The following is a 23,355-nucleotide window of genomic DNA, read 5'->3' as shown; positions in this document are numbered from 1 at the left end:
GCAAGGGCGCGCTTGATGGCGATGCCAATGCCGGCTCTGACGCTAATGCCGTTAAGTTGGCGGTGCATAACGTAGGGTGGCATTTACAAAGCCGCCGTGCGTGCAACCCGATGTCGCTGATGCTGGTGGTATGGCATGCATGGCGGCTTCCGCTTTGCGGAAACCGCCCTACCGAGTTGGCACCGCCTTACTGAACACCAGCCCTGTCAGTCCTTCAGCAAGCGCAGGCCATACAAACCGCCCGCCACGGACCCCGGCTGCGCCACGAACTTCACATTGATCTTCGTGCCCAGGCCCGCCGGCAAGGTGAAGTCGCGGGTGTAAATCCCGTCGCCCTGCCCGCGCGCCAGTTCCACTGTCTGCAGCAACTGGCCGTTGATGACGATATCGAACTTGCGCCCGGCGTCGGCCGGGGAAAACGCCAGCCGCAGCACCTTGGCCTGCTGGCCCCGGTCATTGAGCTCATAGCTGAACCACCCGGTCGCGTGGCGCCAGTGGCGGCCGTTATTGATGCCGGCGTCCGCGCCCTCTCCCTTGAAGAAATGGTCCGATTCCGGCTGCTGTTCACCCGGCGCCACCTGGTCGATGGTGCGCGCGTCCAGCGCCAGGCGCTCCGCTTCGGCCTTGGCGGTGGCTTCACGCATCACGGCCAAATTGGCCGGCGTGGTGTGCTGCCAGTACAGCATGTAGCGCGAATCGTGCAGGCGGAAGAACGGGATGAAACGCATCGCCGCCGCATCCTTGCCCTGCACCAGCCCCGGCGCGGTAAACGTCAGCGGTTCGCCTTTCACCGGCTTGAAACGGTGCATGAACGCCTTCGTATCGCTGACGAACAGCGGCGCCGCTTCCAGCGGGCAGACCTGCCCCTGCGCGATATGGCCCATGCGCGAGTCGTCGGCCAGGAAGTTCAGCTTTTCATTGGCAAACGGCTGGGTTTTCGCGGCCAGCACGATCGGGCCGTGCAGCACCGCATAGTAATTCGACTTGTCCGGCATTTGCTCCAGGCGCGTGGTCATCGGCATCTGGACCTGCACCTTGTCGCCGGCACGCCAGTCGCGTTTCAATGCCACGTAGCCGCCCGGCAGCGCATCGGTTTTCACCGGTTTGCCATTGACGTGCACCTTTAACGCGCCTCGCGCCACCCAGCCCGGATAGCGCAGTTTCAGGGTGAACGCGCCGCCCTGCTCCACCGTGATGGTGGAACGCTCTTCATCCGGGAAACGGGTTTCCTGGCGCAGCCGCACCCCCTTTTCTTTCCAGTCCAGGGTAGACGGGATATACAGATTGAGCAGCAAGGCATCGCCGTCATGGGCATAGATGAATTCACCATACTTCGCATGGCTCTCGATGCCGGAACCCACACAGCACCACATGCCCTTGTCCACCTGCGAATACACGCGGTAGTGGTTTGGGCGCATCGGCGTGAAGTACACAAAGCCGCCGGCGCCGGGACGCTGCGACGACAGGATATGGTTGTACAGCGCGCGCTCGTAGTAATCCGTGTACTTGCCCTGCTGGTCGTCTTCGTACAGCAGTTCCGTCAACTTCAGCATGTTGTAGGTGTTGCAGGTCTCCGGCCCTTCCACTTCCTGCACCATCGGATTGAAATCCTTATCGTCATGGAAGTGTTCCTTGACGCTGTTGCCGCCGATGGCCACCGTGCGGTGATCCACCACGGTTTGCCAAAAGAATTGCGCGGCATCCTTCCACTGCTGGTCCGCCGCCATCGTCCCGATGCGGTGGAAACCGATGACTTTCGGGATTTGCGTGTTGGCGTGCAGCCCGGTCAGCGCGTCGCGGCCCTGTTCCAGTGGTTTCAGGATCGCCTGGTGCGAAAAGCGCTTGGCCAGCTCCAGGTATTTGGCGTCACCGGTCATGTGCGCGACTTGCGCCAGCACCTCATTCATGCCGCCATGTTCGCTGCGCAGCATCGCTTCCATCTGTTCCGGCGACAAGTGCCGCGACAACGCCAGCGCCCAATCGGCCAGCCGCACCAGCATGGCGCGCGCATCGGCATTGCCGGTCAGGCGCCAGGCGTCATACAGGCCGGCATAGGTTTTATGCAGGTTGTACCACGGCACCCATTTGCCATTGACGGAGAAATTATCGGCTTGCAGTTTGCCTTGCGCGACCTGTTCCAGCGCGGCCTTGCCGCCGGGGATGCCGCCGAGGTAACCGTCGGCCTGCTTGTCCTGCGCCAGCTTCAATTGCGCGACAAAGTAATTGAGGCGGCGCAGTACTTCCGCATCGCCCGTGGACGCATGCATCAGAGCCAGCGCCGACAGGTAGTGGCCGCCCAAGTGGCCGTCGAGGCCCGTCGATTCCCAGTTGCCGTAACTGTCCTTGGCCGGCGCGATGCCGGCCTCGCGCAGGTACGGCGCCAGCAATTTGTCGGGGTCCAGTTCCAGCAGGTAGCGCTGGTTGGTTTGCTGGGCTTCCAGGAACGGGCCCGGGAGCAGGCGCACCTGTTGCAGCGGGAACAGGGTGGCGGCGTGGGCGGTGGCCGCCAGCATTGCCGCGGCAAAGGCCAGGATCTTCAATTTCATTCAGAGTCTCCGTAGGGCGGCTTTTACAAAGCCGCCATGCATGCTCAGCGCATGGCGCATGTGCTTGTGGCTGCGCCGGCATGGCGGCTTTGCCTGCGGCAAAACCGCCCTACGCAATGACGCCAACACGATTGCAAGCGATTAGCGAACCAGCGTGCTTTGGTAACGGTTCAATTCCTTCTGGTCGATGACCGGCCAGCCGCCCTTGTCCCACTGCATGTCCAGCACTTTCAGCTTTTGCATGTAGCGGTCCGCCGTTTCATACGCGTGCAGCACCAGCACGTCCTTACCGTCAAACGTGTACGCGCTGTTGTGGCCGACGCCGATCCAGTCCTTGTCGCCCGCGATCACCAGCGAGCCGCCGCCTTGCGCCATGTCCTTGCCATCCTTGTCGAGGTAAGGCCCGGTGACCGAACGGGAACGCCCCACCACCACGTGGTACGTGCTTTTCTCTTTCTGGCAGCACAGGCCCCACGAGGCGAACAGGTAGTAATAACCGTTCTTTTTGAAGATGAACGGCGCTTCGATTTCCGCCGGACCGCCCGAATCATCGGCGGTGAAGGCGGGACGGGCGCGCGCGGCGATGGTTTTCCATTCCTGCGGTTCCGCCAGCTTGGTATGGCTGGCGTCCAGCTTGACCAGTTTCAGCCCGGCCCAGAACGAGCCAAAGCTCATCCACGCAGTGCCCTTGTCATCCATGACGATGTTGGGATCGATCGCATTCCACAGGTCGCGGCCCGGGACCGATTGCAGCAGCAAACCCTGGTCGACCCATTTGTAATCGGGCGATTTCGGATCCAGCGTTTTATTGACCGTCACGCCGATACCGGAAGCCAGCTTGCCGAAGCCGGACACGGAATAATATAAATAGTATTTTCCGTTATGGTGGTGCACGTCCGGCGCCCAGATATGGCCATCGAACGAAGGCGCGACCGATTTCGCCCACGTGGGCTGGCCTTCGAATACGCGGCCTTCGGGTTTCCAGTCCTTCATGTTGGTGGAACTGTAGAAGGTGATGCCGGGGCCGGTGCTGAAGACGTAGTATTTGTTGCCGTCCTTGGCCATGACGGGGTCGTGGACTTCGACCTGGGCGGCGTGGGCGGTGGCGCACATTGCCAGGGTGGCGGCCAGGGTTTTCATGCGGTTCATGGTGGTTCCTTTGTTGCTGGTGCTGCGCGCGTTTGGCGCCACGTAGCTCTCATGCCTGGGGGCCTGCTTTAATTACCTGTGCGGGCGCCCCACAGCGAAACGCCGTCGACAGACTGCGCCGTGAATGTTACGACAAAGGCGCTGGCGTTGGTATTCCACTGGCGCGACAGCACGCCGTTGAACGCACCGCCGGCGTCGAGCGTGATGGTCACGTTGTTGCCGCCCTTGTGAGCCCATTTGCCCATCACCGCCCCGCTCACCGTGCCATCGGCGCCCAGCTTGATATTTTGCGACGTTTTGATGGCCGCGGAAATATCCTTGCCGTGGTTGATGACCTTGTAGCTGCCCGCCGCGTCGGCCGCCGTCACCGTTGCCGCTTGCAATGGCGACGATTTCGACAGCGGCGCATAGCGGAATGGCGATGCGACCGGCCAGCCATCCTCGTTGATGAACAATTCATGCACGCGCACTTCGTGCGCCTCGCCCATGCCCGGGAAGCGCGTGTGGAACACCAGGAACGACTGCTTCGTGTTCTTGTCGTAATACGCCGAGTTGTGCCCTGGCGACACGTAGCCCAGCGCCGTTCCGGTCTCCCCCGTGGCCAGTTCGAAGCGGTGGTTGCCCATCAGCTTCTGGCCATGCGGCGCGATCGACGCGTCATCGAACAGCGGCAAGGCAGGATTGGCTTTCACCGTGGCCATGTCGACGCCCTTGGCATCCACATACGGACCGTCCGCGCTGCGCGAACGAGCTACACGGATGTTATAGGCGCCATTGGCATCGAGCCCGCCCCACGACGTGAACAGGTAATAGTAGTCGCTCTGCGGGTGGTACAGCACATAGGCGCCCTCGATGCGCGCATGGTTGCCGCCCATCAGGTGCTTGCCATAGCCCTGCCCCGGCTTTTGCTTGCCGGTGGCTTCGTCCATTTCCAGCATGAAGATGCCGCCCGAGTACGAGCCGTAAATCATCCACAGCTTGCCCGCCTTGTCCTTGAACACTTGCGGGTCCACCACGTTCGGCTGTTTGGTGGCGTCGTAGACCGTCTTGCCATCTTCACTGATCTCGCCCCACATGCCGGACTTCAGCAGGATGCCCTTGTTGACGTAAGGCCCTTCGATCTTGTCCGCCACCGCCACGCCCAGCGCGGAACGGGGCGAGTCGCCTTTGCAGGCGTTGTAGTACATGTAGAACTTGCCGTCCGCCAGCTGCACCACGTCCGGCGCCCACAGGGTCGTGGTTTGCGCCCACGCGAAGGTTTCCGCCAGTTCCTTCGTGACGTCGTTGAACAGCGGGTTGGCCGCGTTGGCGCCATCGGCGACCTTGGTCCAGTTCATCCAGTCCGTGGTCTTCGCCGCCGCCAGGTGCGAACCAAACACGTAGAACGTGCCGTTCGCGTTGATGACGGAGGGATCGTGCACGGACACGTTGGCAAACGCCAGCGCGGCCTGCGATGGCGTGGTGGGCGTCGTCGGCTCGGCCGGCGTGGTCGGCGTCACAGGATTGGCCGGCACACTGACCACCGGCGCCGAACCGCCGCCCCCGCCGCCACAGGCGGCAAGGGTCAGGACGCCGGCCATTACCAGCGCCTGGAATAAAGCAGTCTTCTTCACAGCTTACTCCACGTTCACCACAGCCACCGATTTGGCTGGCAGTTTGACGGTCAGTTTTCCACCCTTGGCTTGCGCCGTGAACGGCACCGGCTTGACCGCGTCCGGCTGGGCAAAGGTGTTGTGCGCATCCATGGCGCCCGCGGTCAGTACGCGGCCCTGCAACGCCCCCGCCTTGCCGCCGGCAACGTTGACGGTGACTTCGGTTTCCTTGTTCGGGTTGGTGTTGATCAGCGCCAGGTACACTTTGCCGTCCTTGCCGCGCGCCGCCGAGGCGCTCACTTGCGGCACCGCCGTCTTGCCCAGCTTGTAGGCGGCGTTATCCTTGATCGCCACCGGCAGGGAAGTCGCATCCTGGAACGGCACATACATGTGGTACGCGTGGTAGGTCGGCGTTTTCAGCATCTTGTCCTTGTCGGTCAGGATCATCGCCTGCAGCACGTTGACCATTTGCGCGATATTGGTCATGCGCACGCGTTGCGCATAGTTGTGGAAGATGTTGAAGTTCAGCGCGGCCACCACGGCGTCGCGCAAGCTGTTTTGCTGGTACAGGAAACCAGCGTTGGTGCCTTTTTCCACGTCGTACCAGGTGCCCCATTCGTCGACATAGAAACCGACCTTTTTCTGCGGATCGTTCTTGTCGAGGATTTTCACGTTGGTGGCAATAATCTTGTCCATCTCCAGCGTGTTCTTCATGGTGGAGATCCACTGGTCTTCGCCAAATCCGGTGGCCGCGCCCTTGACTTCCCAGTTGCCGGTCGGGAGCGTGTAGTAATGGTGACTGATCGCGTCGATGTTCGACTTCACTTCCTTCGACAGGGTTTCGGTCCAGGCCGGATCGTTGCCGTTGCCGCCGCTGGCAATGAATTTCGGGCGGTTGTTGTGCGGCGCTTTCAGGAACGTGGTGGCCGACTTGTACAGGTCCGCATAATACGATGGCCTCATGTTGCCGCCGCAGCCCCACGCTTCGTTGCCGACCGCGAAGTAGTCGACCTTGAACGGCTTGTCGCGGCCATTCTTGCGGCGCAGGTCCGCCAGGCCGGACTTGGTGTCGGACGTCATGTATTCCAGCCATTCGGCCATTTCCTGGTTGGAGCCGGTGCCCAGGTTGCCGTTCACGTAGGTTTCCGCGCCCAGCAATTCGGCCAGGTCGAAGAATTCGTGGGTGCCGACCCAGTTCGGTTCTTCCACGCCGCCCCAGGTGGTGTTGACTTTCACCGGACGATCCTTGCGCGGGCCGATGCCTTCGCGCCAGTGGTATTCGTCGGCAAAGCAGCCGCCCGGCCAGCGCACCAGCGGCACGTGCAATTCCTTCAGCGCGCCCAGCACGTCATTGCGCCAGCCCTTGGTGTTCGGGATGGCCGATTCGGGGCCGACCCACATGCCTTCGTAAATACCGGTGCCCAGGTGTTCGGCGAACTGGCCGTACACGTTCTTGTTGATGACCGCGCCGGGCTTGGCGGCGTCGATGGTGACAACGGTTTCGGCCCAGGCGGCGCTGGCCAGCAGGCCGGCCGCTACGGCGAAAATAGTTTTAGTGATGGTCGGTCGCATTTGAATCTCCCAGTTATTTTCTGTTATTTATTTGAATACCGCGACGAAGCCGCCGTGGGGTTGTATCGTGATTTGAGTGGTTTTGCCCGCCTCGATGGCGGTTTGTGTGAAGTCGCGTGGACCGGCGCCGTCGGTGATCAGTTCGCCCTTGCGCTGGCCAAGGAACGACAAATCCAGCGCCAGGGTCTTGGCCCCCTCTTCCGCATTGATGCCCGCCACATACCAGGTGTCGCCGGCCTTGCGGGCGATCACGGCGTAGCGGCCGGGGAAGCCGTCCACGAATTTGCTGTCATCCCAGCTGCTCGGCAGCTGTTGCATGAACGCTTTCACGTAAGGCGGCACACTGGCCATGCCTTCCGGGATTTCCGCGAAGTGCTGGATGCCGGACAGGAACAGCACCGACTCCGCCAGTTCAAAACCGTTGCGCGTGGCGCGCTTGATGTTCGGAATGTCGCCGAACACCACCGGCGTGAAATCCATCGGGTCGAACAGGTTGCGGGTGAACGGCAGCATGGCCGCATGCTTGACCACCGCATCCTGGTTGGCCTGCTCGAAGGTCGCGAACTCAAAGCCCCGGATCGATTCCATCGTCATCAGGTTCGGATAGGTGCGCGCCCAGCCGCGCGGCAAGGTCGCGCCGTGGAAGTTCACCAGCAAGCCGGCATCGGCCGCATCCTTCAGGATGTCGACGTAGTAAGCGATCATGGACTTGCCATCCCCGGCAAAGAAGTCGATCTTGACGCCCTTGACGCCCATTTCTTTGATCCGGGCGAATTCCGCGCGGCGCGCATCGCGCTCGAGCAGCTTGCCTTTCGGCGAGTATTCCGTCTTGTTCCACGGGCCCGACGAGTTGTACCAGACCAGCACGCCGACATTTTTCGACGCCGCATACTGCGCCAGTTCGCGCACCTTGTCGTAGCCGATCTTGCGGTCCCAGTCGGCATCGATCAGCGTGTATTCCCAGCGCATGTCGGCCGCGTAATCGATGAATTTCTTTTGCACGTCGTAGACGGTGGCGTCATCCTTGAGGATCGCCCAGCTCCACGAGGCGCGGCCCGGCTGGCCCACCGGCGCGCCCACGGCCGGCGCGGCCAGGTCGGTGCCCAGCGTGGAATCTGCCACCTGCGCCAGCGACCCGATGGTCAATACGCGCCATGGCGAGGTCAGGGTGCCGGTGGTTTCCGCCAGCAGCGCGCCCTTGGAAAACACTTCCGGTTTCGTCGGACCGCCAATGCGGTACACGCCGCCTGGCGCCTGCGCCTGCAGGCGCGACGCGTGGAAGGTGCCGTCGATGCCGGCTTCGGTCAGCGCCACCCAGGTGTCTCCGGTCTTGAACAGGGCCGGGAATACCCAGCCCGATTTCAGCGGCGACGGCGTACCGGCGGGAACGCCCATCTTGTACAGTTCTTCATACGACGGATTGGTGTTGGCCCAGCCGGTTTGCGCCACCGACATCGGTTGCAGCCAGCCCTGCGCGGATTTGGCGAAGGCGAAGCTGGTGGCTTCATCGATAAACTTCTTGACCGGCAGCGTCCCTTCGGCCACCACGTAGCGGAACGCCACGCCATCGTCCGACACGCGGAACGTGATGGCGATACGCTGTTTGCGGCTGTTTTCCAGCGTGTAGGTTTGTTCGCTGGCGGTATAACTGATCTGGCGGCGTTTGCCGACCGCCATGTCATAGCGGTCCGAGACGCGCACCGCGTCCGACGTCTCTTTGAGGCTCAGTCCGCGCGAAAAATCCGCGCCCTGCAGGCGCAGGCCCAGGGTGGACGGCAAGATGACGGCGGCGCCGTCGCGGGTCACGGTGTAGCGGGCGACACCGCCCGGGCCGACGGTCACGTCAACGGCCAGGTGGCCATCGGGACTGGCCAGCGGCGCGGAGTATGCGTGGGAAACGGCAAGTGCCAGGACGGAAAATGCCAACGCGGAACGCGTTGGCCGGGCAATACGATGCGGGCGCAAATCGGTCATGGAGTTCTTCATCGAAGTTTGGGATGTGAACGAACACCGCACCGGCGGAGCCGGTGCGTTCGGGCAGGACGCGGGCCTGTCGGGGTCTTAAACCCAGCCAGCGTCGACGATGAATTCCTGCGACGTGCACATCTTGCTGTCGTCGGCCGCCAGGAACAGCACCATCGAGGAAATGTGTTCAGGCATCAGTTTGCCCGGCAGGCATTGCATGCGCTTGATTTCCTCTTCCGCCGCATCATCGACCCACAGGTCGATCTGGCGCTGGGTCATGACCCAGCCCGGCGTCACGGTGTTGACGCGGATGTTGTGCGGGCCCAGGTCACGCGCGAGGTTGCGCGTCAGGCCGATCACGGCCGATTTGGTGGTGGCGTAGACCGGGTAGCCGCCGCCCTTGGCTTTCCACGAAATCGAACTGATATTGATGATGGAACCGCCGCCTTTTTTCTTCATGCCCGCCAACACGGCCTGGCACGTGAAGAACATCGGACGCTGGTTGATGGCGATGCGCTGGTCCCAGTATTCGAGCGTGACGTCTTCGATGTTGTGGCGCTGGTCGTTGGCGGCATTGTTGACCAGCACGTCGAAGTCGCCCAGTTCTTCCGCGCATTCGGCGATGGCCGCTTGCAGCGCTGGGATGTTGGTGATGTCGCAATAGCGGAATTGCGGCGCCGGGTGGCCGGCGGCGCGGACGCGCTCGACCAGCGCCAGGCTGGCGTCCTTGGCAATGTCAACAAAAGCGACCGAGGCGCCCTGCGCCGCGAACGATTCCACCAGCGATTCGCCGATACCGGTGCCGCCGCCCGTGATGAATACGCGCTTGCCTTGCAAGCTGCCGAATTTGGCCAGATTTGTCATGATGTCTCCTGAATCTTATTTTAACTCTGTGCCGGCATGGCGGCTTCCGTAGGGCGGTTTAAGCGAAACGCTTAAACCGCCATGCCTGCATACCGCGAAAATTACGCCTTGCCGAGAGCGCCATCAACACGGCGCCAGATCCCCGATGGATTACCATCGCGCAGCGATTCAGGCAACAACGCCTGCGCCAAATTCTGGTAACACACCGGCCGCAGGAAGCGGCTGATCGCGCCCGTACCGACCGACGTGCTGCGGCCATCGGCGGTGGCCGGGAATGGCCCGCCGTGCACCATCGCGGTCGATACCTCGACACCGGTCGGGAACCCATTGGCCAGGATGCGCCCAACTTTACGCTCCAGCACCGGCAGCAATTGTTCCGCCGCGCCGAAGTCGCCCTCGTCGAGCTGCAAGGTGGCCGTCAGCTGGCCTTCCAGGCGCTCCGTCACCGCCACCATTTCCGCCACATCGGCGCAAGCGATCAGCATCGACGCCGGGCCGAACACTTCTTCATGCAATTCATGCTTGGCGAGGAATTCCGCCGCCGTGGTCTTGAACAGCGCCGGCGCACCTTTGCCGGATTCCTGCACGCCGCTGTCATTGCTGTTGATGAGCGTCGTCACGCACGACTGGCCGGCCAGTGCCGCCACGCCGCGCTGGAACGAGCCTGCGATACCTGGAGTCAGCATGGTCGCGCCCTGCACGTCGCCCAGCGCTTCCGCCGCAACGAAGGCAAAGCGGTCGAACGCCGCGCCATCGATGCCCAGCACCAGGCCGGGATTGGTGCAGAACTGGCCGACACCCATCGTCAGCGAACCGGCAAAGCCCTTGGCAATGTCGTCGGGACGGGCTGCCAGCGCCTCCGGCAGCAGGTAGACCGGGTTAATGCTGCTCATTTCCGCATACACGGGAATCGGCTGCGGACGCGCCGCCGCCACCGCCATCAGCGCGGTGCCGCCGGAACGCGAACCGGTGAAGCCAACCGCCTGGATGGCCGGATGCGCCACCAGGGTCTGGCCAATGCCGTTGCCGGTGCCGGTCAACAGCGCGAACACGCCGGCCGGCAAGCCGCACTGCGCCACGGCCTTGACGATGGCGCGCGCCACCAGTTCCGAGGTGCCAGGGTGCGCGGAGTGGGCTTTCAGCACCACCGGGCAGCCGGCCGCCAGCGCGGACGCGGTGTCGCCGCCCGCCACGGAAAACGCCAGCGGGAAGTTACTGGCCGCGAACACGGCCACCGGACCGACCGGGATCAGGCGCATGCGCAAGTCCGGACGCGGCGGGGTGCGCTGCGGCAGCGCGGTGTCGATGCGGGCGTCGCGCCACGAACCTTCGCGCAGCAAGTCGGCAAACAATTTCAACTGGTTGCAGGTGCGGCCACGTTCGCCTTCCAGGCGCACGCGCGGCAAGCCCGATTCCGCCATGGCGCGTTCGATCAGCGCATCGCCCAGCGCCATGATTTCCGCGGCGATGGTTTCCAGGAAGTCGGCGCGCTTGACGTCCGATACCGCACGGAAGGTGTCGAAAGCGGCGCCGGCCAGCGCGCACGCTTCATTGATCTGTTCCACGTCGACCATGTTGAACGCCGGCTCGATGTGCTTGCGCTGCGACGGGTCGAAGGCCTGGAACGAACCGCCGTTGCCTTGCACGGCCTGGCCGTTGATGAATGCCTGTCCGGTTACAGTAATGGTCACGCTCACAGCTGGTTCACTTTCGCATAGGTGGTGGCAACGACTGCCAGTTTGTTGCGCAATGCCGGGCCAAACGCCGGGGCTTCGATTTCAAAGCTCTCGCCGGCCTGCACGCTGATGTTGTCCGCCACGCTCAGGGTCGCGGTGCCGAAGAAGTGGATGTGCACATCGCCCGGACGGTTGAACAGGCCATATTTGAAGTGGTGGTATTCCAGGTTCTCGATGGTGTGCGACATGTTTTGCTCGCCGCTGACGAACGCCTTTTCCCAGCGCACTTTCCCTTCCTTGTCGAGGATGCGCGACACGCCTTGCACGTGCGCCGGCAAGTCGCCCACCAGCAGCGCCGGGCCGAGGCCGCAGACGCGCAGTTTCGAGTGGGCCAGGTACAGGTAGTTCTGGCGTTCGGTCACGTGGTCCGAGAATTCATTGCCGATCGCGAAACCGAGGCGGTATGGCTGGCCGTCGTCGCCGATCACATACAGGCCGGCGATTTCCGGCTCTTCACCGCCGTCCAGCGCGAAGTCCGGCATGTTCAGCACTTCACCGTTGGCGGCCACGACGGAGCCGTCGCCCTTGTAGAACCATTCCGGCTGCACGCCCGGGGTACCGGAAGCCGGCTTGCCGCCTTCCACGCCCATGCGGAACATTTTCATGGAATCGCTCAGCGTTTCCACATCGCCGCCGATTTTCTTGTGCATGGCGTCGCGGGTGTCGGCGCTGCCCAGGTGGGTCAGGCCGGTGCCGCACACATAGGTGTGAGCGCTATCTTCATGATCCAGCGGCGTCAGCAAACGGCCGCCTGCCAGCACGTCCGCATAAGCGTGGGTTTGCGCGCCGGCTTTGGATTGCGCCAGTTGCGCCAGGCCGGTCTTGCCGCGAATGGCTTCCTGCGCCAGGGCGTAGGTGGTGCTCACGCCTTCGAGTTCGCGGATCGTGTCCTGCTCCAGCAGGCCGACGCGGCGTTCTCCGTTTTCTTTCTTGAACTGTACGAGCAGCATGTTTGTATCCTTGTGTAGGCGAATTAGTGCGAATGCTTCGGAACTTTGGAACCGCGCATGCCGACCAGGAAGTCGAAATCGCAGCCTTCATCGGCTTGCAGCACGTGGTTGATGTACAGCTGCTGGTAGCCCGACTTGGCGCCTTCCACATGCTGTTCCGCACGGGCCGCCAGGCGCTGCGTCATTTCCTCGTCCGAGATATCCAGGTTCAGTTTGCCGTTGGCGCAATCGAGTTCGACATAATCGCCATCCTTGACGATGCCCAGCGGGCCGCCCGCCATGGCTTCCGGCGCCACGTGCAAGACCACGGTGCCGTAGGCGGTGCCGCTCATGCGCGCATCGGAAATCCGCACCATGTCCTTGACGCCCTGCGCCAGCAGCTTCGGCGGCAGGCCCATGTTGCCCACTTCCGCCATGCCCGGATAACCTTTCGGGCCGCAATTTTTCATGACCAGCACGGAATCCTTGGTGACGTCCAGGTCCGGATCCAGGATGCGTTCCTTGTAATGCTCGAAGTTCTCAAACACTACGGCCTTGCCACGGTGCTGCATCAGTTCCGGCGTGGCGGCCGATGGTTTCAGCACGGCGCCGCGTGGCGCCAGGTTGCCGCGCAAGATGCAGATGCCGCCATCGTCCAGCAACGGCTTGTCCAGCGGGCGGATCACTTCATCGTCGTAGATCGGCGCATCCTTGCAGTTTTCCCACAGCGATTTGCCATTCACGGTCAGCGCGTCCTTGTGCACCACCAGCTCCGATTCGCCCAGGCGGCGGATCACACCCGGCAAGCCGCCGGCATAATAAAACTCTTCCATCAGGAAGCGGCCCGATGGCAGCAAGTCCACCACGGTCGGGGTACCCTTGCCGATGCGGGTCCAGTCTTCCAGTTCCAGCGGCACGCCGATACGGCCGGCAATGGCTTTCAGGTGGATCACGGCGTTGGTCGAACCACCGATGGCGGCGTTGACGCGGATCGCGTTTTCAAACGCTTCCTTGGTCAGGATTTTGGACAGGCGCAGGTCTTCCCACACCATGTCCACGATCCGCATGCCGGACATGTGGGCCAGCACGTAGCGGCGCGCATCGACCGCGGGAATCGCGGCGTTGTGCGGCAGGGTCGTACCCAGCGCTTCGGCCATGCAGGCCATGGTGGACGCGGTGCCCATGGTGTTGCAGGTGCCGGCGGAGCGCGAGTGGCCCGCTTCGGCGGCGAGGAAATCGTGCATCGAGATTTCGCCGGCCTTGACTTGTTCGTGCAACTGCCACACGGCGGTGCCGGAACCGATGCTCTTGCCATTCAATTTGCCGTTCAACATCGGGCCGCCCGATACCACGATGGCGGGAATGTCGCAGCTGGCGGCGCCCATCAGCAGGGCCGGCGTGGTCTTGTCGCAGCCAACCAGCAGCACCACCGCATCCATCGGATTGCCACGGATCGATTCTTCGACATCCATCGCGGCCAGGTTACGGGTCAGCATGGCGGTCGGGCGCAGGTTCGATTCGCCGCTCGAGAATACGGGGAATTCCACCGGGAAGCCGCCGGCCTCCAGAATGCCGCGCTTGACGTGCTCGGCCAGCTTGCGGAAATGCGCATTGCACGGGGTCAGTTCGGACCAGGTGTTGCAAATACCGATGATCGGCTTGCCCTGGAATTCATGGTCGGGGATGCCCTGGTTTTTCATCCAGCTGCGGTACATGAAGCCGTTTTTGTCCTGCGTGCCGAACCATTCGGCGGAGCGCAGGGCTACTTTTTTCTTAGTCTCCGACATGCAAAATTCTCCTGTAATTGTCCCGCTCTGACCATCCGGCTATATGGGATGCGGCGGGTTGCGATGTAGGAATACTAAAGCTGCTATCGATATGTTTCCAATGAATTAAAAATCAAAATCGATATTAAAAACTGTATCGGTATCGGGAAAACAGGCGGCGCCCTGAAGGCGCCGTGGCGGGTTTGCGGAGCTGGCTGGCGGATCACTCCCACAGCAGCTTGTTGACGGTGCGCGACGCGCCGAGCAGCCCGGCATTGCTGCCTTCGAGGCACGATGGCCAGTCGATCCGGTCCTTCAACGCCACGCAGTAATGCAGCGTCCCGCCCGGATTTTTCAGTTCGATGGTGCCGCCGCTGGCAATGCGGTGGGTCACCGGGCTGGGATCGCCATGCACGCCGGTCATGACGGTGCAGCCGCCACTGGTCGATTCCACACAGGTGATGCTGGCGGTTTCGACCTCGCCGGCGGCAACCTTGAACTTCAGGGTGCTGATGGCGGCGGTGGCCGGGGTGCACAACAAGGCGCCGGCAAGCAGCGCGGCGGCGGCGGGATGGCGGAACATGGCGTCTCCTCTTATGGGGTTTGTATGGCCATTGTTATCCGCACACCGCCCCGGTACTAATCAATTTTTTGACGAAAGCCATACCAAAAATGGCATAGCTCGGCGGTTTTATCGCGATTGCAACACAGCCGCTATTTCAGATTGTATTTTCCCCACAGTTTTTTCAACACGCCGGCGCTCTCCATGTCCGACAGCAGTTTATTCATTTCACCGGCATCCGGATTGGCGCCCTTGCGCGCCAGGATTGTATAAAAGTTCACAGCGTCGAATTTCTTCGAAATCAGGATTTTCCGTTGCACGCCCGGATGCCTGGTCAGGTAAATCTGCAAATATTCCTTCACCACCACGGAAATATCGGCGCGCCCGGACACTGCCGCCTCGATCAAGCCGTCTTGCGACGTCGTCATGTGGGCGTTGAAGGTCTTCTTCAGGAATTCGTAGTCGGAATTGAAATTGGCAAAGCCATAATGGTAGCCAAGGATGCCCCAAATGCTTTTCCCGGTCAGGTCGTCAAAATAGTGCTGGTCCTTATAGCGGTCGGCCCGGGTGATGTAGACCGTCCCACCGTGCATGATCACGTCCGACGCTTCCACGTCCTTGCCCTGCCAACCCCATTCGATGGATTCAAAAAATATCAGGTCGTACTTCTTTTCCTCGAAGTTGATGAACCGGCGCTTGGACGAGGTCTCGACAAACTGGAAATGATATTTTTTCTGAAAGGCGTTCAGGGCGGCAATCAGGTCGAGCGTCAGACTGGTGGCGCCCGGGGCTTTATCGACAAAGGGAGGGAAGTCATAGCCGCCGACTTTGACTACTTGCTGCGCGGTGGCGGGCATCGCGCACAGCGAAAGGGAAGTCAGTGTAAATGCAGCGGCGGCAAATTTGCCCATGCTATGTGTGGCCTGAAGTGGGTTTCAGTCCTTAAGTTTAGCCATAGCCGGGATCACATGGAAGCACTGTTTCACCCCGCCTTGGCCTTGTGTCCCAATTTGAGCAGCGCCGCCAACAGTAATTCACGGTGATCGCCCTGCACTTCGATCACGCCATCCTTGACGGTGCCGCCCGCGCCACAGGCGGAGCGCAACTGCTTGCCCAGCGCCACCAGCGCCACGTCATCGAGCGCCACGCCCTTGACCAGCGTCACGGCCTTGCCGCCCCGGCCCTTGGTTTGCAGCGACACCCGCACATTGCCGTCGCCGCGCGGAACGGCCTTGGCGTTGGCCTCGCAGGCGCAGCCGGCGACCGGCTTGCCGCAGGCGGGGCACATGCGGCCGGTTTCAGTGGAATAGACCAGGCCACCCTGGGAACGGTTTTTCATGATGATTCTTAATTTTCAATATTTGAAGATCAGCGGCAACGCGGGACGGAAGTCATGCGACCGGCCCTGGGCGCCGCCATCGAATGTGATTTCCAGCAAATCGGTGTCGCCCTGCGCAAACGCCACCGGCAAGGCCAGCGATGGCAGGCAGCGCGGCTGGCTGACCTTGACGGCGGTGATTTCATGCAGCGGCACCCGGTGCGCCAGCGGCTGCGCGCGTTCCGCCGGCAAGGCATCGGGCCGCCCGCCCGGGGCGAGATGAAACCACATCGGCTCCGACAGCGGCGACAGCGCGATATCGCAGGCGACGCCGGGCGGGAAGTAGCCCGGCTGGTAGCGCCAGCTGGCGAACGGCAACGCAGCCGCGTCGCCAAGCGCTGGACGGAAACAGATGCCAAACGGTGAACCGGCGCCCGAGAGCCGCTCGAACAGCATGGTGGGGCGGGTCATGTCGCTTTGCGCCTCGGCCTCATCGTCCAGCCAGAGCAGCTCCAGGAACGCGTTCGCAAAGAAGAAGCGCCGGTTCGCCGTGCCCTGCCCCGGATGGCGGTTGCCGGAACCCTCGCACAGGCCAAACGCCGACAGCACGGCGGCTTCGGGCGCGCCGGGCCGCACGCGGATAAAGATGTGGTCAATAAGCATGGCCGCGATTATATGGCACCCCTCGCATTGCCAGAAGCACCACGCGCCACTTACAATCAGCGGTTACACCCAGTCACGCTAGCCCAGCCAACACCGAAAAGAATGAAAAAGCCCCAGGAACCACAGGAAGCCACCCATGCGCCGGAACAGCGGCTGTACCGCGTTGTCGCCGAGCGTATCCAGCAACTGATCAGGGACGACAACATCGCGGCCGGCGCGCGCCTGCCGGCCGAACGTGAATTGTCCGCCAAGCTCAATGTCAGCCGCGCCTCGCTGCGCGAAGCGCTGATTGCGCTGGAACTGGGCGGCGTGGTGGAAGTCCGGGGCGGCTCGGGCGTGTATGTCAGCGAGCAGGCGGCGCTGCCGGCGGTGGTGCCGGAAGTCGGTCCCGGGCCGTTTGAAGTGCTGGCCGCGCGCAAGCTGATCGAGTGTGAAATCGCCGCCATTGCGGCGAAAAACGCCACCGATTCCGCCGTGGACGCGATCTTGCGCGCCGTGGAAGAAATGGAGCGCAGCCACGACGACAAGTCCAGCAATGAACTGGCCGACCGCAACTTCCACGTGGCGATCGCACGCGCCACCGGCAATACCGCCTTCGTCGGCGTGGTGGAATATTTGTGGGACCAGCGGGGCAGCCTGTGGCACCGGCTCAAGGAACACTACCGTACCGAAGAGCTGCGCAAGGACACCTTGAATGACCACCGGGCGATCCTGGGCGCGATTGCCGAGCGCAATGCCACGGCGGCGCGCGCCGCGATGCGCGCCCACCTGGAGCGGGTGAACCGCACCTTCTCGCGCGGCTGACCCGCGTTCCTGCCTCATTCCCGCCGCAGGCTGGCAGTCGCGCCGGCCCGCGGCGCAATCCGCGGCCACCCCACAGTTCCCGTACACTTACCGCAGGCAAGTTGCCGCCCGCGTGGATGCCGCACGCCCATCGTCCACCACGCGCCGCATACCGTTCCTCGAAAATATTTGGCTAGTCCAGATTGCGAATTTGGCCGGACCAAATTAAAATGGCCTGACCAATTACAAAGAGACGCCATGAAAACCATTCCGCACCTGCTGACCGGCCTGGCCGCCGCCATCGTCCTGCTGGGTTCCGCGCACGCCGCCGGCCCCTATCGTAATCCGGACAACAAGAACCTCGACGATGTGTCCGAGGGGACGTACCCGATTCCCTACAAGATGCCGGTTGCCGCGGAAATCACGGGCACGCTGGACCGCATCCGGGGCTACATGGAGTCGACCACCCCGACCCGCGTCATCAACAAGAAGACCGGTGCGGAAATCACGGACTTCAGCAAGCCGGTGGCCGATGCCATCATCGAACCGGCCAAGGGCGATTACGGCATCCTCGTGTATGAAATGGGCCTGTTCCATTCCGCCCTGCTGAAAGTGGCGGACGCCACCGGCGACAAGCGCTACATGGCCATGACGGAACGCCACTTCGCCTTCTTCAAGGACAAGCAGCCCTACTTCGCCGCCCAGGAAAAGCAATTCAAGCTGGAACGCGCCAACAGCTTTGCGCGCTTCCTCGATCCCCGCTCGCTGGACGATTCCGGCTCGTTCTGCGCCGCGCTGATGCGCGTGCGCCACGCGAAAATCGGCCCGGACTTGTCCGGCATGATCACGGCCTGCAGCGACTGGGTCGCCAACAAACAGTTCCGCCTGACCGACGGTACCCTGGCGCGCAAGCGTCCGCAAGCGGTGTCGCTGTGGGGCGACGACATGTACATGGGCATACCCGCGCTGGCGGAACTGGGCCGCATGACGGGCCAGCGCAAGTACTTCGACGACGCCGTCAACAATGTGCTGAACATGTCGCGCTACCTGTTCAACCCGCAACTGGGCATTTATACGCACGGCTGGCACCAGAACGCGCCGGACGCGCCGCGCTTCTACTGGTCGCGCGCCAATGGCTGGGCCGTGCTGGCGATGTCCGACTTGCTCGACGTGCTGCCGAAAGACCATCCGGGCTATGAGCCGGTGCTGAACCAGTTGCGCGCGGCCCTGAAAGGCATCGCCGAGCGCCAGTCCGGTTCCGGCCTGTGGCACCAGATGATCGACCGCAACGATTCGTACCTGGAAACCTCGGCCAGCGCCATGTTCGTCTACACCATCGCGCACGCCGTCAACCAGGGCTGGATCAGCCCGACCACCTACGGTTCCATCGCGCAGACCGGCTGGCAGGCACTGTCCACCAAGGTCACGGCCAAGGGCGAGATCGAAGGCATTTGCGTCGGCACCACCCTGGCGGGCGACCAGGCGTATTACTACAACCGTCCCACCAGCGTGCATGCGCTGCATGGCTACGGCCCGACTTTGATGGCGGGCGCCGAAGTGCTCAAAATGCTGAAAAACCCGAACATCAATGTCGAGTACAAGGTGCGCACCTATCATTACCAGCCCAAGGGCATTGGCGCCACCGATTACCGTGAACACCAGTAAGCGGGAGTTGCCATGAAACGAATGTATTTCATCGCCGCGGCATTCAGCACGGCGCCGGCGTGGGCCGCGTCGCTGTCGGTCACGGTCAGCCATGACCTCGAGATGGCGCGCCCGTCGGAAACCATCACGATCCCGTGGGCGGACGTTAACAAGGCGCTGCCGAACGCGCTGATCCAGCGGATCGCGGTCAAGGATGCGCAGGGCCGCGTGCTGGCGCACCAGGTGACCAACGTGGCGCCGCAAGCGAAGGACCCGAACAATGTCGGTATCGCGTACGGCGACCTTATTTTCCAGCACAGCTTCGCAAGCGGTGAAAAAAGCGCCACCTTCACCGTCGAGAAAACCGACACGTTGGCGCCGGTATTCCCGAACAAGGTCTCGGCCCGCTATGTGCAGGAGCGGCTCGATGACTTCGCGTGGGAAAACGACAAGATCGCGCACCGCACCTATGGCCCCGCGCTGGCCGCGCCCGCCGCGCCGGGCAGCGGCAAGGAAGTGCTGGTCACCAGCGGCCTCGATATCTGGTTCAAGCGCGTGGGCTATCCGATCGTCGACCGCTGGTACAACAAGGGCCACGACCATTACCACCATGACGAAGGCGAAGGCATGGACATGTACAACGTCGGCCGTTCGCGCGGCGCGGGCGGGGTCGGTGTTTGGGATGGCAAGGCGCTGCATGCCAGCACCAATTACGCGGAATGGAAAGTGCTGGCCAATGGCCCGATCCGCGCGATATTCGAACTGCGCTACAGCGGCTGGGACGCGGCCGGAACGCAAGTAGCGGAAACCAAGCGTTTTACTGTCGATGCGGGCCACCAGTTTGACACCATCGACAGCACGTTCACCTTCAACGGCCCGGCGAAGCTGGACATCGCGGCGGGCCTGAACAAGACGCCCACCGACAAGGGCCAGAATCCCGTGATCCAGGTCGAGCGCGACGGCAAGTCGCATGCGCTGCTGCAGTGGGTTGAACAAAGCACCAACGGTGCGTTTGGTACGGCCATCGTGCTGCCCACCTCCACCGGTTATGCGGAAGATCCGCTGAACCAGTTGATCGTCGCGCCGGCGGTGTCCGGCAAGCCGGTGCGCTACCTGGCGGGCGCCGCGTGGAGCCGCGCCGGTGACATCACCACGCGCGAGCAGTGGCAAGCCTACGTGGCGCAAGCCGCGGCACGCTTGAACAGTCCGGTGCGCGTGGCATTGAAGGCGGTGCCATAACGTGAATTTGTGTTGTCGGTAGTTGTAGTAGCTTTGTGTGATGTCTTTGGGGCCGGGTGAGGAAACTCTCCGGCCTGTTTTTTTTGCGGCCGGCACGGCGGTAGCATAAAATTAACTCTTTCCACGCGCTGCCGGAGTCCCCGCACAATGAATACTACTCTCACGCCAGCCCGCGATACGCTCGAAATCCACTTCCATGCCGACCAGAAGACGGTCACCATCGAGGGCGTCACCATCCCTGCGCTGGAGGCCTTGCCGATCCTTGAGCAGGCGGCGCGACGCGCGCCGGCGCCGTTGCTGAAATTCGTGCGGGAAGAAGGCGCAGGTTACGAATCCGTCGGCCGGATCATCTACCAGGCGGTGCGCGCAGGCTTTCCGGACGAAAGCTTCAGCTTACTGGGCCCCAAGCACCGCCCCGCCCTGCGGCCCGCGACGGAAACCGATATTCCGTTCCTGATGGACTTGCGCCACCAGGCGATGGATGCGGTGATGGTGGCGGCAGGCATGACGCCCAGCGATGAAGCCCATATGCAGCGCGTCCTGCATGCCTTCGAGTGGGCGCAGGTGGTGCTGCTGGCGGGTGAGCCGATCGGCCTGCTGAAAGTGGTGCGCACGGCGCCGGTGTGGGACTTGATTCAAATCCAGGTGGCGCCCGCCCACCAGGGCAAAGGGCTGGGCGAGCAAATACTGCGCGCCCTGATGGCGCAAGCCATGGCGGCCGGCGCCTCGGTCAAGCTGTGCGTCCTGAAAGTCAATCCGGCGCTGCACCTGTATGAACGGCTGGGCTTTGTCGTGATCGGCGAGACGCAGGACACGTACAACATGCTGTTCACCGTCGCCTGACAAGATGGTGGCGTAAAAAAAACGGCCGGGAAAGTCACCCTTCCCGGCCCGAAAGACATCACACAGAAGAAAAGTACTACGACAACACAACGGTGCGCAGGCCCGTACTGTTCACGGCACCGGCCCGCGCACCTGACACGACTATCGTCACACCGCCGAGAACCGGTAGAGCGACTCCGTCATGTACGTTTCTCCCGGCCGCAACACGGTCGGGGGGAAATCGGCCCGGTTCGGCGAATCCGGGAAATGCTGCGGCTCCAGGCAAATGCCGCTGCGGTATTGGTAAGTGCGGCCCTTGCCCTGCAGCGTGCCGTCCAGGAAGTTCCCGCTGTAGAACTGCAAGCCCGGTTCGCGCGTGTACAGTTCCAGCATCCGGCCCGATGCCGGGTCGCGCACGGTGGCGGCCAGCGCCAGCAAGCCCGGCACCGGTTTATTCAAGACCCAGTTATGGTCGTAGCCGAGACCACGGCGCAACTGTTCATCGTCCGCGTCGATGCGCGCACCGATCGGTTGCGACTTGCGGAAGTCAAACGGCGTGCCCGCCACGGCCACCGGGCCACCGACCGGAATCAGGCCGGCGTCGACCGGCGTGTAGCGGTCGGCGCAAATCTGCAACTGGTGGCCGAGGATGTCGCCCTCGCCCGACAGGTTGAAATACGCATGTTGCGTCAGGTTCACCAGCGTGGTCTTGTCAGTCGTCGCGCGGTACAGCACCTTGAATTCATTGGCGTTGTTCAGCTGGTACTCGACTTCCACCTGCAGCTTGCCGGGATAGCCCATTTCGCCATCGGCACTGGTGTACTGCAAAGCCACGCCAACTTCATCGGCGCGGCTAAAGGCCTTGGCCTTCCACACCTGCTTGTGAAACCCCTGCGCACCGCCATGCAAGTGGTTGACGCCATTATTGACATCGACCTCGTATTGCGCGCCATCGAGCTCGAACTTGCCGTTGGCAATACGGTTGCCATAGCGGCCGATCAGCGCGCCAAAGTACGGCACATCGCCTTCATATGGCGTCACGCTGTCAAAGCCGTGCGTAATGTCGGCCAGTTTGCCGTCACGGTCGGGCACGTGCAATTCCGTGATGATGCCGCCGTAATTGGTGACCTTCACTGTCATGCCATTGCCGTTCACCATGGTGAACAGGCTGACCGGCTCACCGGCCTGGGTGGTACCAAACGGAGCTTCGGAAATATGTAGAAGTTTCATCGCACCACGCAGTTACGCCAAAGAGGGACGGCCGAACACCGGCATGCCCTGGTCATCCCAGCGCAGCGGTTTCACATAGGTATGGCGGTCCGGGTTCCACAACGGATCGCCGATGATTTCCGTATAGGTGCGGGCGTGGTACACCAGCAGCACTTCATCGTCGTCGCCGACCGTGAAGCTGTTATGGCCCGGGCCATACACGCCGTGCTCGAAGCAGGTTTGCAGCACCGGCGCGGCCGACTTGGTCCACGAGGCCGGGTCCAGCAAGTCCGCGCCGTCATCGGCCCACAGCAAACCCATCGCATAGTTCTCGTCGGTGGCGCTGGCCGAATAGCTGATGAAAATCTTGCCGTTGCGTTTCAGGACGGATGGCCCTTCGTTGACCCAGAAACCACGGATTTCCCAGTCAAACTCCGGCTTCGACAGCATCACCGGCTTGCCTTCGATTTCCCACGGCGTCTTCATCGGCGCGATATACAGGTTCGAATTGCCTTCGATAGCGTTATCTTTTTGCGCCCACAGATAGTACAGCTGGCCATTGTGGGTAAACGTGGTCGCATCCAGGCAGAAGGTATCGATGCCGGTATCGACCTGGCCCATGAATTCCCATTCGCCGGCCAAGGGGTTGGCGTTGGTATTGCGGATCGCATACATGCGGTGCTGGAACAGCTTGTGCTTGATTTCGCGGCTCGGCGCGGCGGCGAAGTACACGTACCAGGCGCCCTGGTTGTAGTGCAGTTCCGGCGCCCACACCAGTTCACTGTACGGACCGACGCTCGGCTTGTGCCAGACGTCGACTTTTTCCGCGTCGGCCAGGCCGGCGATGGTCGTCGAGCGGCGCAATTCAATGCGGTCGTATTGCGGCACGGACGCCGTGAAGTAGTAATAGCCGTCCGTATGCTTGGTGATATGCGGATCGGCGCGTTGCTCGATCAGGGGCTTCAAAATGTCAGCCACGGGATTCTCCATTTCCAG

General features: G+C 62.3%; 19 protein-coding genes. 4 read left to right on the top strand and 15 right to left on the bottom strand.

What is annotated here, in order from left to right; translation table 11 throughout:
* Positions 1-206: 206 nt before the first annotated feature.
* The 13 genes from AC1RRC_RS05375 to AC1RRC_RS05315 all read right to left on the bottom strand — a co-directional run bounded on the left by AC1RRC_RS05375 (position 207) and on the right by AC1RRC_RS05315 (position 16,662).
* Positions 207-2,546, bottom strand: a complete 2,340-nt coding sequence (locus AC1RRC_RS05375) for a beta-L-arabinofuranosidase domain-containing protein (RefSeq protein ID WP_493054235.1) — start codon at positions 2,544-2,546, stop codon at positions 207-209.
* A 141-nt stretch (positions 2,547-2,687) separates the two neighbouring features.
* On the bottom strand, positions 2,688-3,695 hold the full coding sequence (locus AC1RRC_RS05370; protein WP_493054234.1) for an arabinan endo-1,5-alpha-L-arabinosidase: 1,008 nt from the start codon (positions 3,693-3,695) through the stop codon (positions 2,688-2,690).
* A 68-nt stretch (positions 3,696-3,763) separates the two neighbouring features.
* Complete coding sequence (locus AC1RRC_RS05365) at positions 3,764-5,308, bottom strand: glycoside hydrolase family 43 protein (RefSeq protein WP_493054233.1); 1,545 nt, start codon at positions 5,306-5,308, stop codon at positions 3,764-3,766.
* 3 nt (positions 5,309-5,311) lie between these two features.
* Complete coding sequence (locus AC1RRC_RS05360) at positions 5,312-6,859, bottom strand: alpha-N-arabinofuranosidase (RefSeq protein WP_493054232.1); 1,548 nt, start codon at positions 6,857-6,859, stop codon at positions 5,312-5,314.
* A 27-nt stretch (positions 6,860-6,886) separates the two neighbouring features.
* Entirely contained in the window at positions 6,887-8,833 is a 1,947-nt protein-coding gene (locus AC1RRC_RS05355) for a glycoside hydrolase family 97 protein (RefSeq protein WP_493054231.1), read from the bottom strand.
* An 87-nt stretch (positions 8,834-8,920) separates the two neighbouring features.
* Positions 8,921-9,688: an SDR family NAD(P)-dependent oxidoreductase gene (locus AC1RRC_RS05350; protein WP_493054230.1), complete on the bottom strand. Its 768-nt coding sequence runs from the start codon at positions 9,686-9,688 to the stop codon at positions 8,921-8,923.
* A 101-nt stretch (positions 9,689-9,789) separates the two neighbouring features.
* Positions 9,790-11,373, bottom strand: a complete 1,584-nt coding sequence (locus tag AC1RRC_RS05345; RefSeq protein WP_493054697.1) for an aldehyde dehydrogenase (NADP(+)) — start codon at positions 11,371-11,373, stop codon at positions 9,790-9,792.
* Between the two features lie 8 nt (positions 11,374-11,381).
* Positions 11,382-12,374, bottom strand: a complete 993-nt coding sequence (araD1, locus tag AC1RRC_RS05340; protein WP_493054229.1) for an AraD1 family protein — start codon at positions 12,372-12,374, stop codon at positions 11,382-11,384.
* 23 nt (positions 12,375-12,397) lie between these two features.
* Positions 12,398-14,140, bottom strand: coding sequence for an IlvD/Edd family dehydratase (locus AC1RRC_RS05335; protein ID WP_493054228.1), 1,743 nt, complete (start codon positions 14,138-14,140; stop codon positions 12,398-12,400).
* Positions 14,141-14,342: 202 nt separating this feature from the next.
* On the bottom strand, positions 14,343-14,702 hold the full coding sequence (locus AC1RRC_RS05330) for a hypothetical protein (protein ID WP_493054227.1): 360 nt from the start codon (positions 14,700-14,702) through the stop codon (positions 14,343-14,345).
* A 131-nt stretch (positions 14,703-14,833) separates the two neighbouring features.
* Complete coding sequence (locus AC1RRC_RS05325; protein WP_493054226.1) at positions 14,834-15,592, bottom strand: substrate-binding periplasmic protein; 759 nt, start codon at positions 15,590-15,592, stop codon at positions 14,834-14,836.
* A gap of 71 nt (positions 15,593-15,663) precedes the next feature.
* Positions 15,664-16,020 carry a translation initiation factor Sui1 gene (locus AC1RRC_RS05320; protein ID WP_493054225.1) on the bottom strand — a complete coding sequence of 119 codons (357 nt, stop codon included), beginning with the start codon at positions 16,018-16,020 and terminating at the stop codon, positions 15,664-15,666.
* A 15-nt stretch (positions 16,021-16,035) separates the two neighbouring features.
* Positions 16,036-16,662, bottom strand: coding sequence for a VOC family protein (locus AC1RRC_RS05315; protein WP_493054224.1), 627 nt, complete (start codon positions 16,660-16,662; stop codon positions 16,036-16,038).
* A gap of 102 nt (positions 16,663-16,764) precedes the next feature.
* Between AC1RRC_RS05315 and AC1RRC_RS05310 the strand changes: the two genes are divergently transcribed.
* From AC1RRC_RS05310 to AC1RRC_RS05295, 4 genes are all read left to right on the top strand, one after another.
* A complete protein-coding gene (locus AC1RRC_RS05310; protein WP_493054223.1) occupies positions 16,765-17,466 on the top strand; it encodes a FadR/GntR family transcriptional regulator in 702 nt (233 codons plus the stop codon).
* A 237-nt stretch (positions 17,467-17,703) separates the two neighbouring features.
* A complete protein-coding gene (locus AC1RRC_RS05305; protein WP_493054222.1) occupies positions 17,704-19,110 on the top strand; it encodes a glycoside hydrolase family 88/105 protein in 1,407 nt (468 codons plus the stop codon).
* A 12-nt stretch (positions 19,111-19,122) separates the two neighbouring features.
* Positions 19,123-20,328 carry a DUF4861 family protein gene (locus AC1RRC_RS05300; RefSeq protein WP_493054221.1) on the top strand — a complete coding sequence of 402 codons (1,206 nt, stop codon included), beginning with the start codon at positions 19,123-19,125 and terminating at the stop codon, positions 20,326-20,328.
* A 147-nt stretch (positions 20,329-20,475) separates the two neighbouring features.
* Complete coding sequence (locus AC1RRC_RS05295) at positions 20,476-21,171, top strand: GNAT family N-acetyltransferase (protein ID WP_493054220.1); 696 nt, start codon at positions 20,476-20,478, stop codon at positions 21,169-21,171.
* A gap of 147 nt (positions 21,172-21,318) precedes the next feature.
* Here AC1RRC_RS05295 and AC1RRC_RS05290 read toward each other — a convergent pair whose 3' ends face one another.
* On the bottom strand, positions 21,319-22,380 hold the full coding sequence (locus AC1RRC_RS05290) for an aldose epimerase family protein (protein WP_493054219.1): 1,062 nt from the start codon (positions 22,378-22,380) through the stop codon (positions 21,319-21,321).
* Positions 22,381-22,392: 12 nt separating this feature from the next.
* A complete protein-coding gene (locus AC1RRC_RS05285) occupies positions 22,393-23,349 on the bottom strand; it encodes a glycoside hydrolase family 43 protein (protein ID WP_493054218.1) in 957 nt (318 codons plus the stop codon).
* Positions 23,350-23,355 lie beyond the last annotated feature (6 nt).

Source organism: Pseudoduganella sp. GW821-FHT12E03 (assembly GCF_058807115.1).
This window is presented reverse-complemented; position numbering and strand designations above follow the sequence as displayed.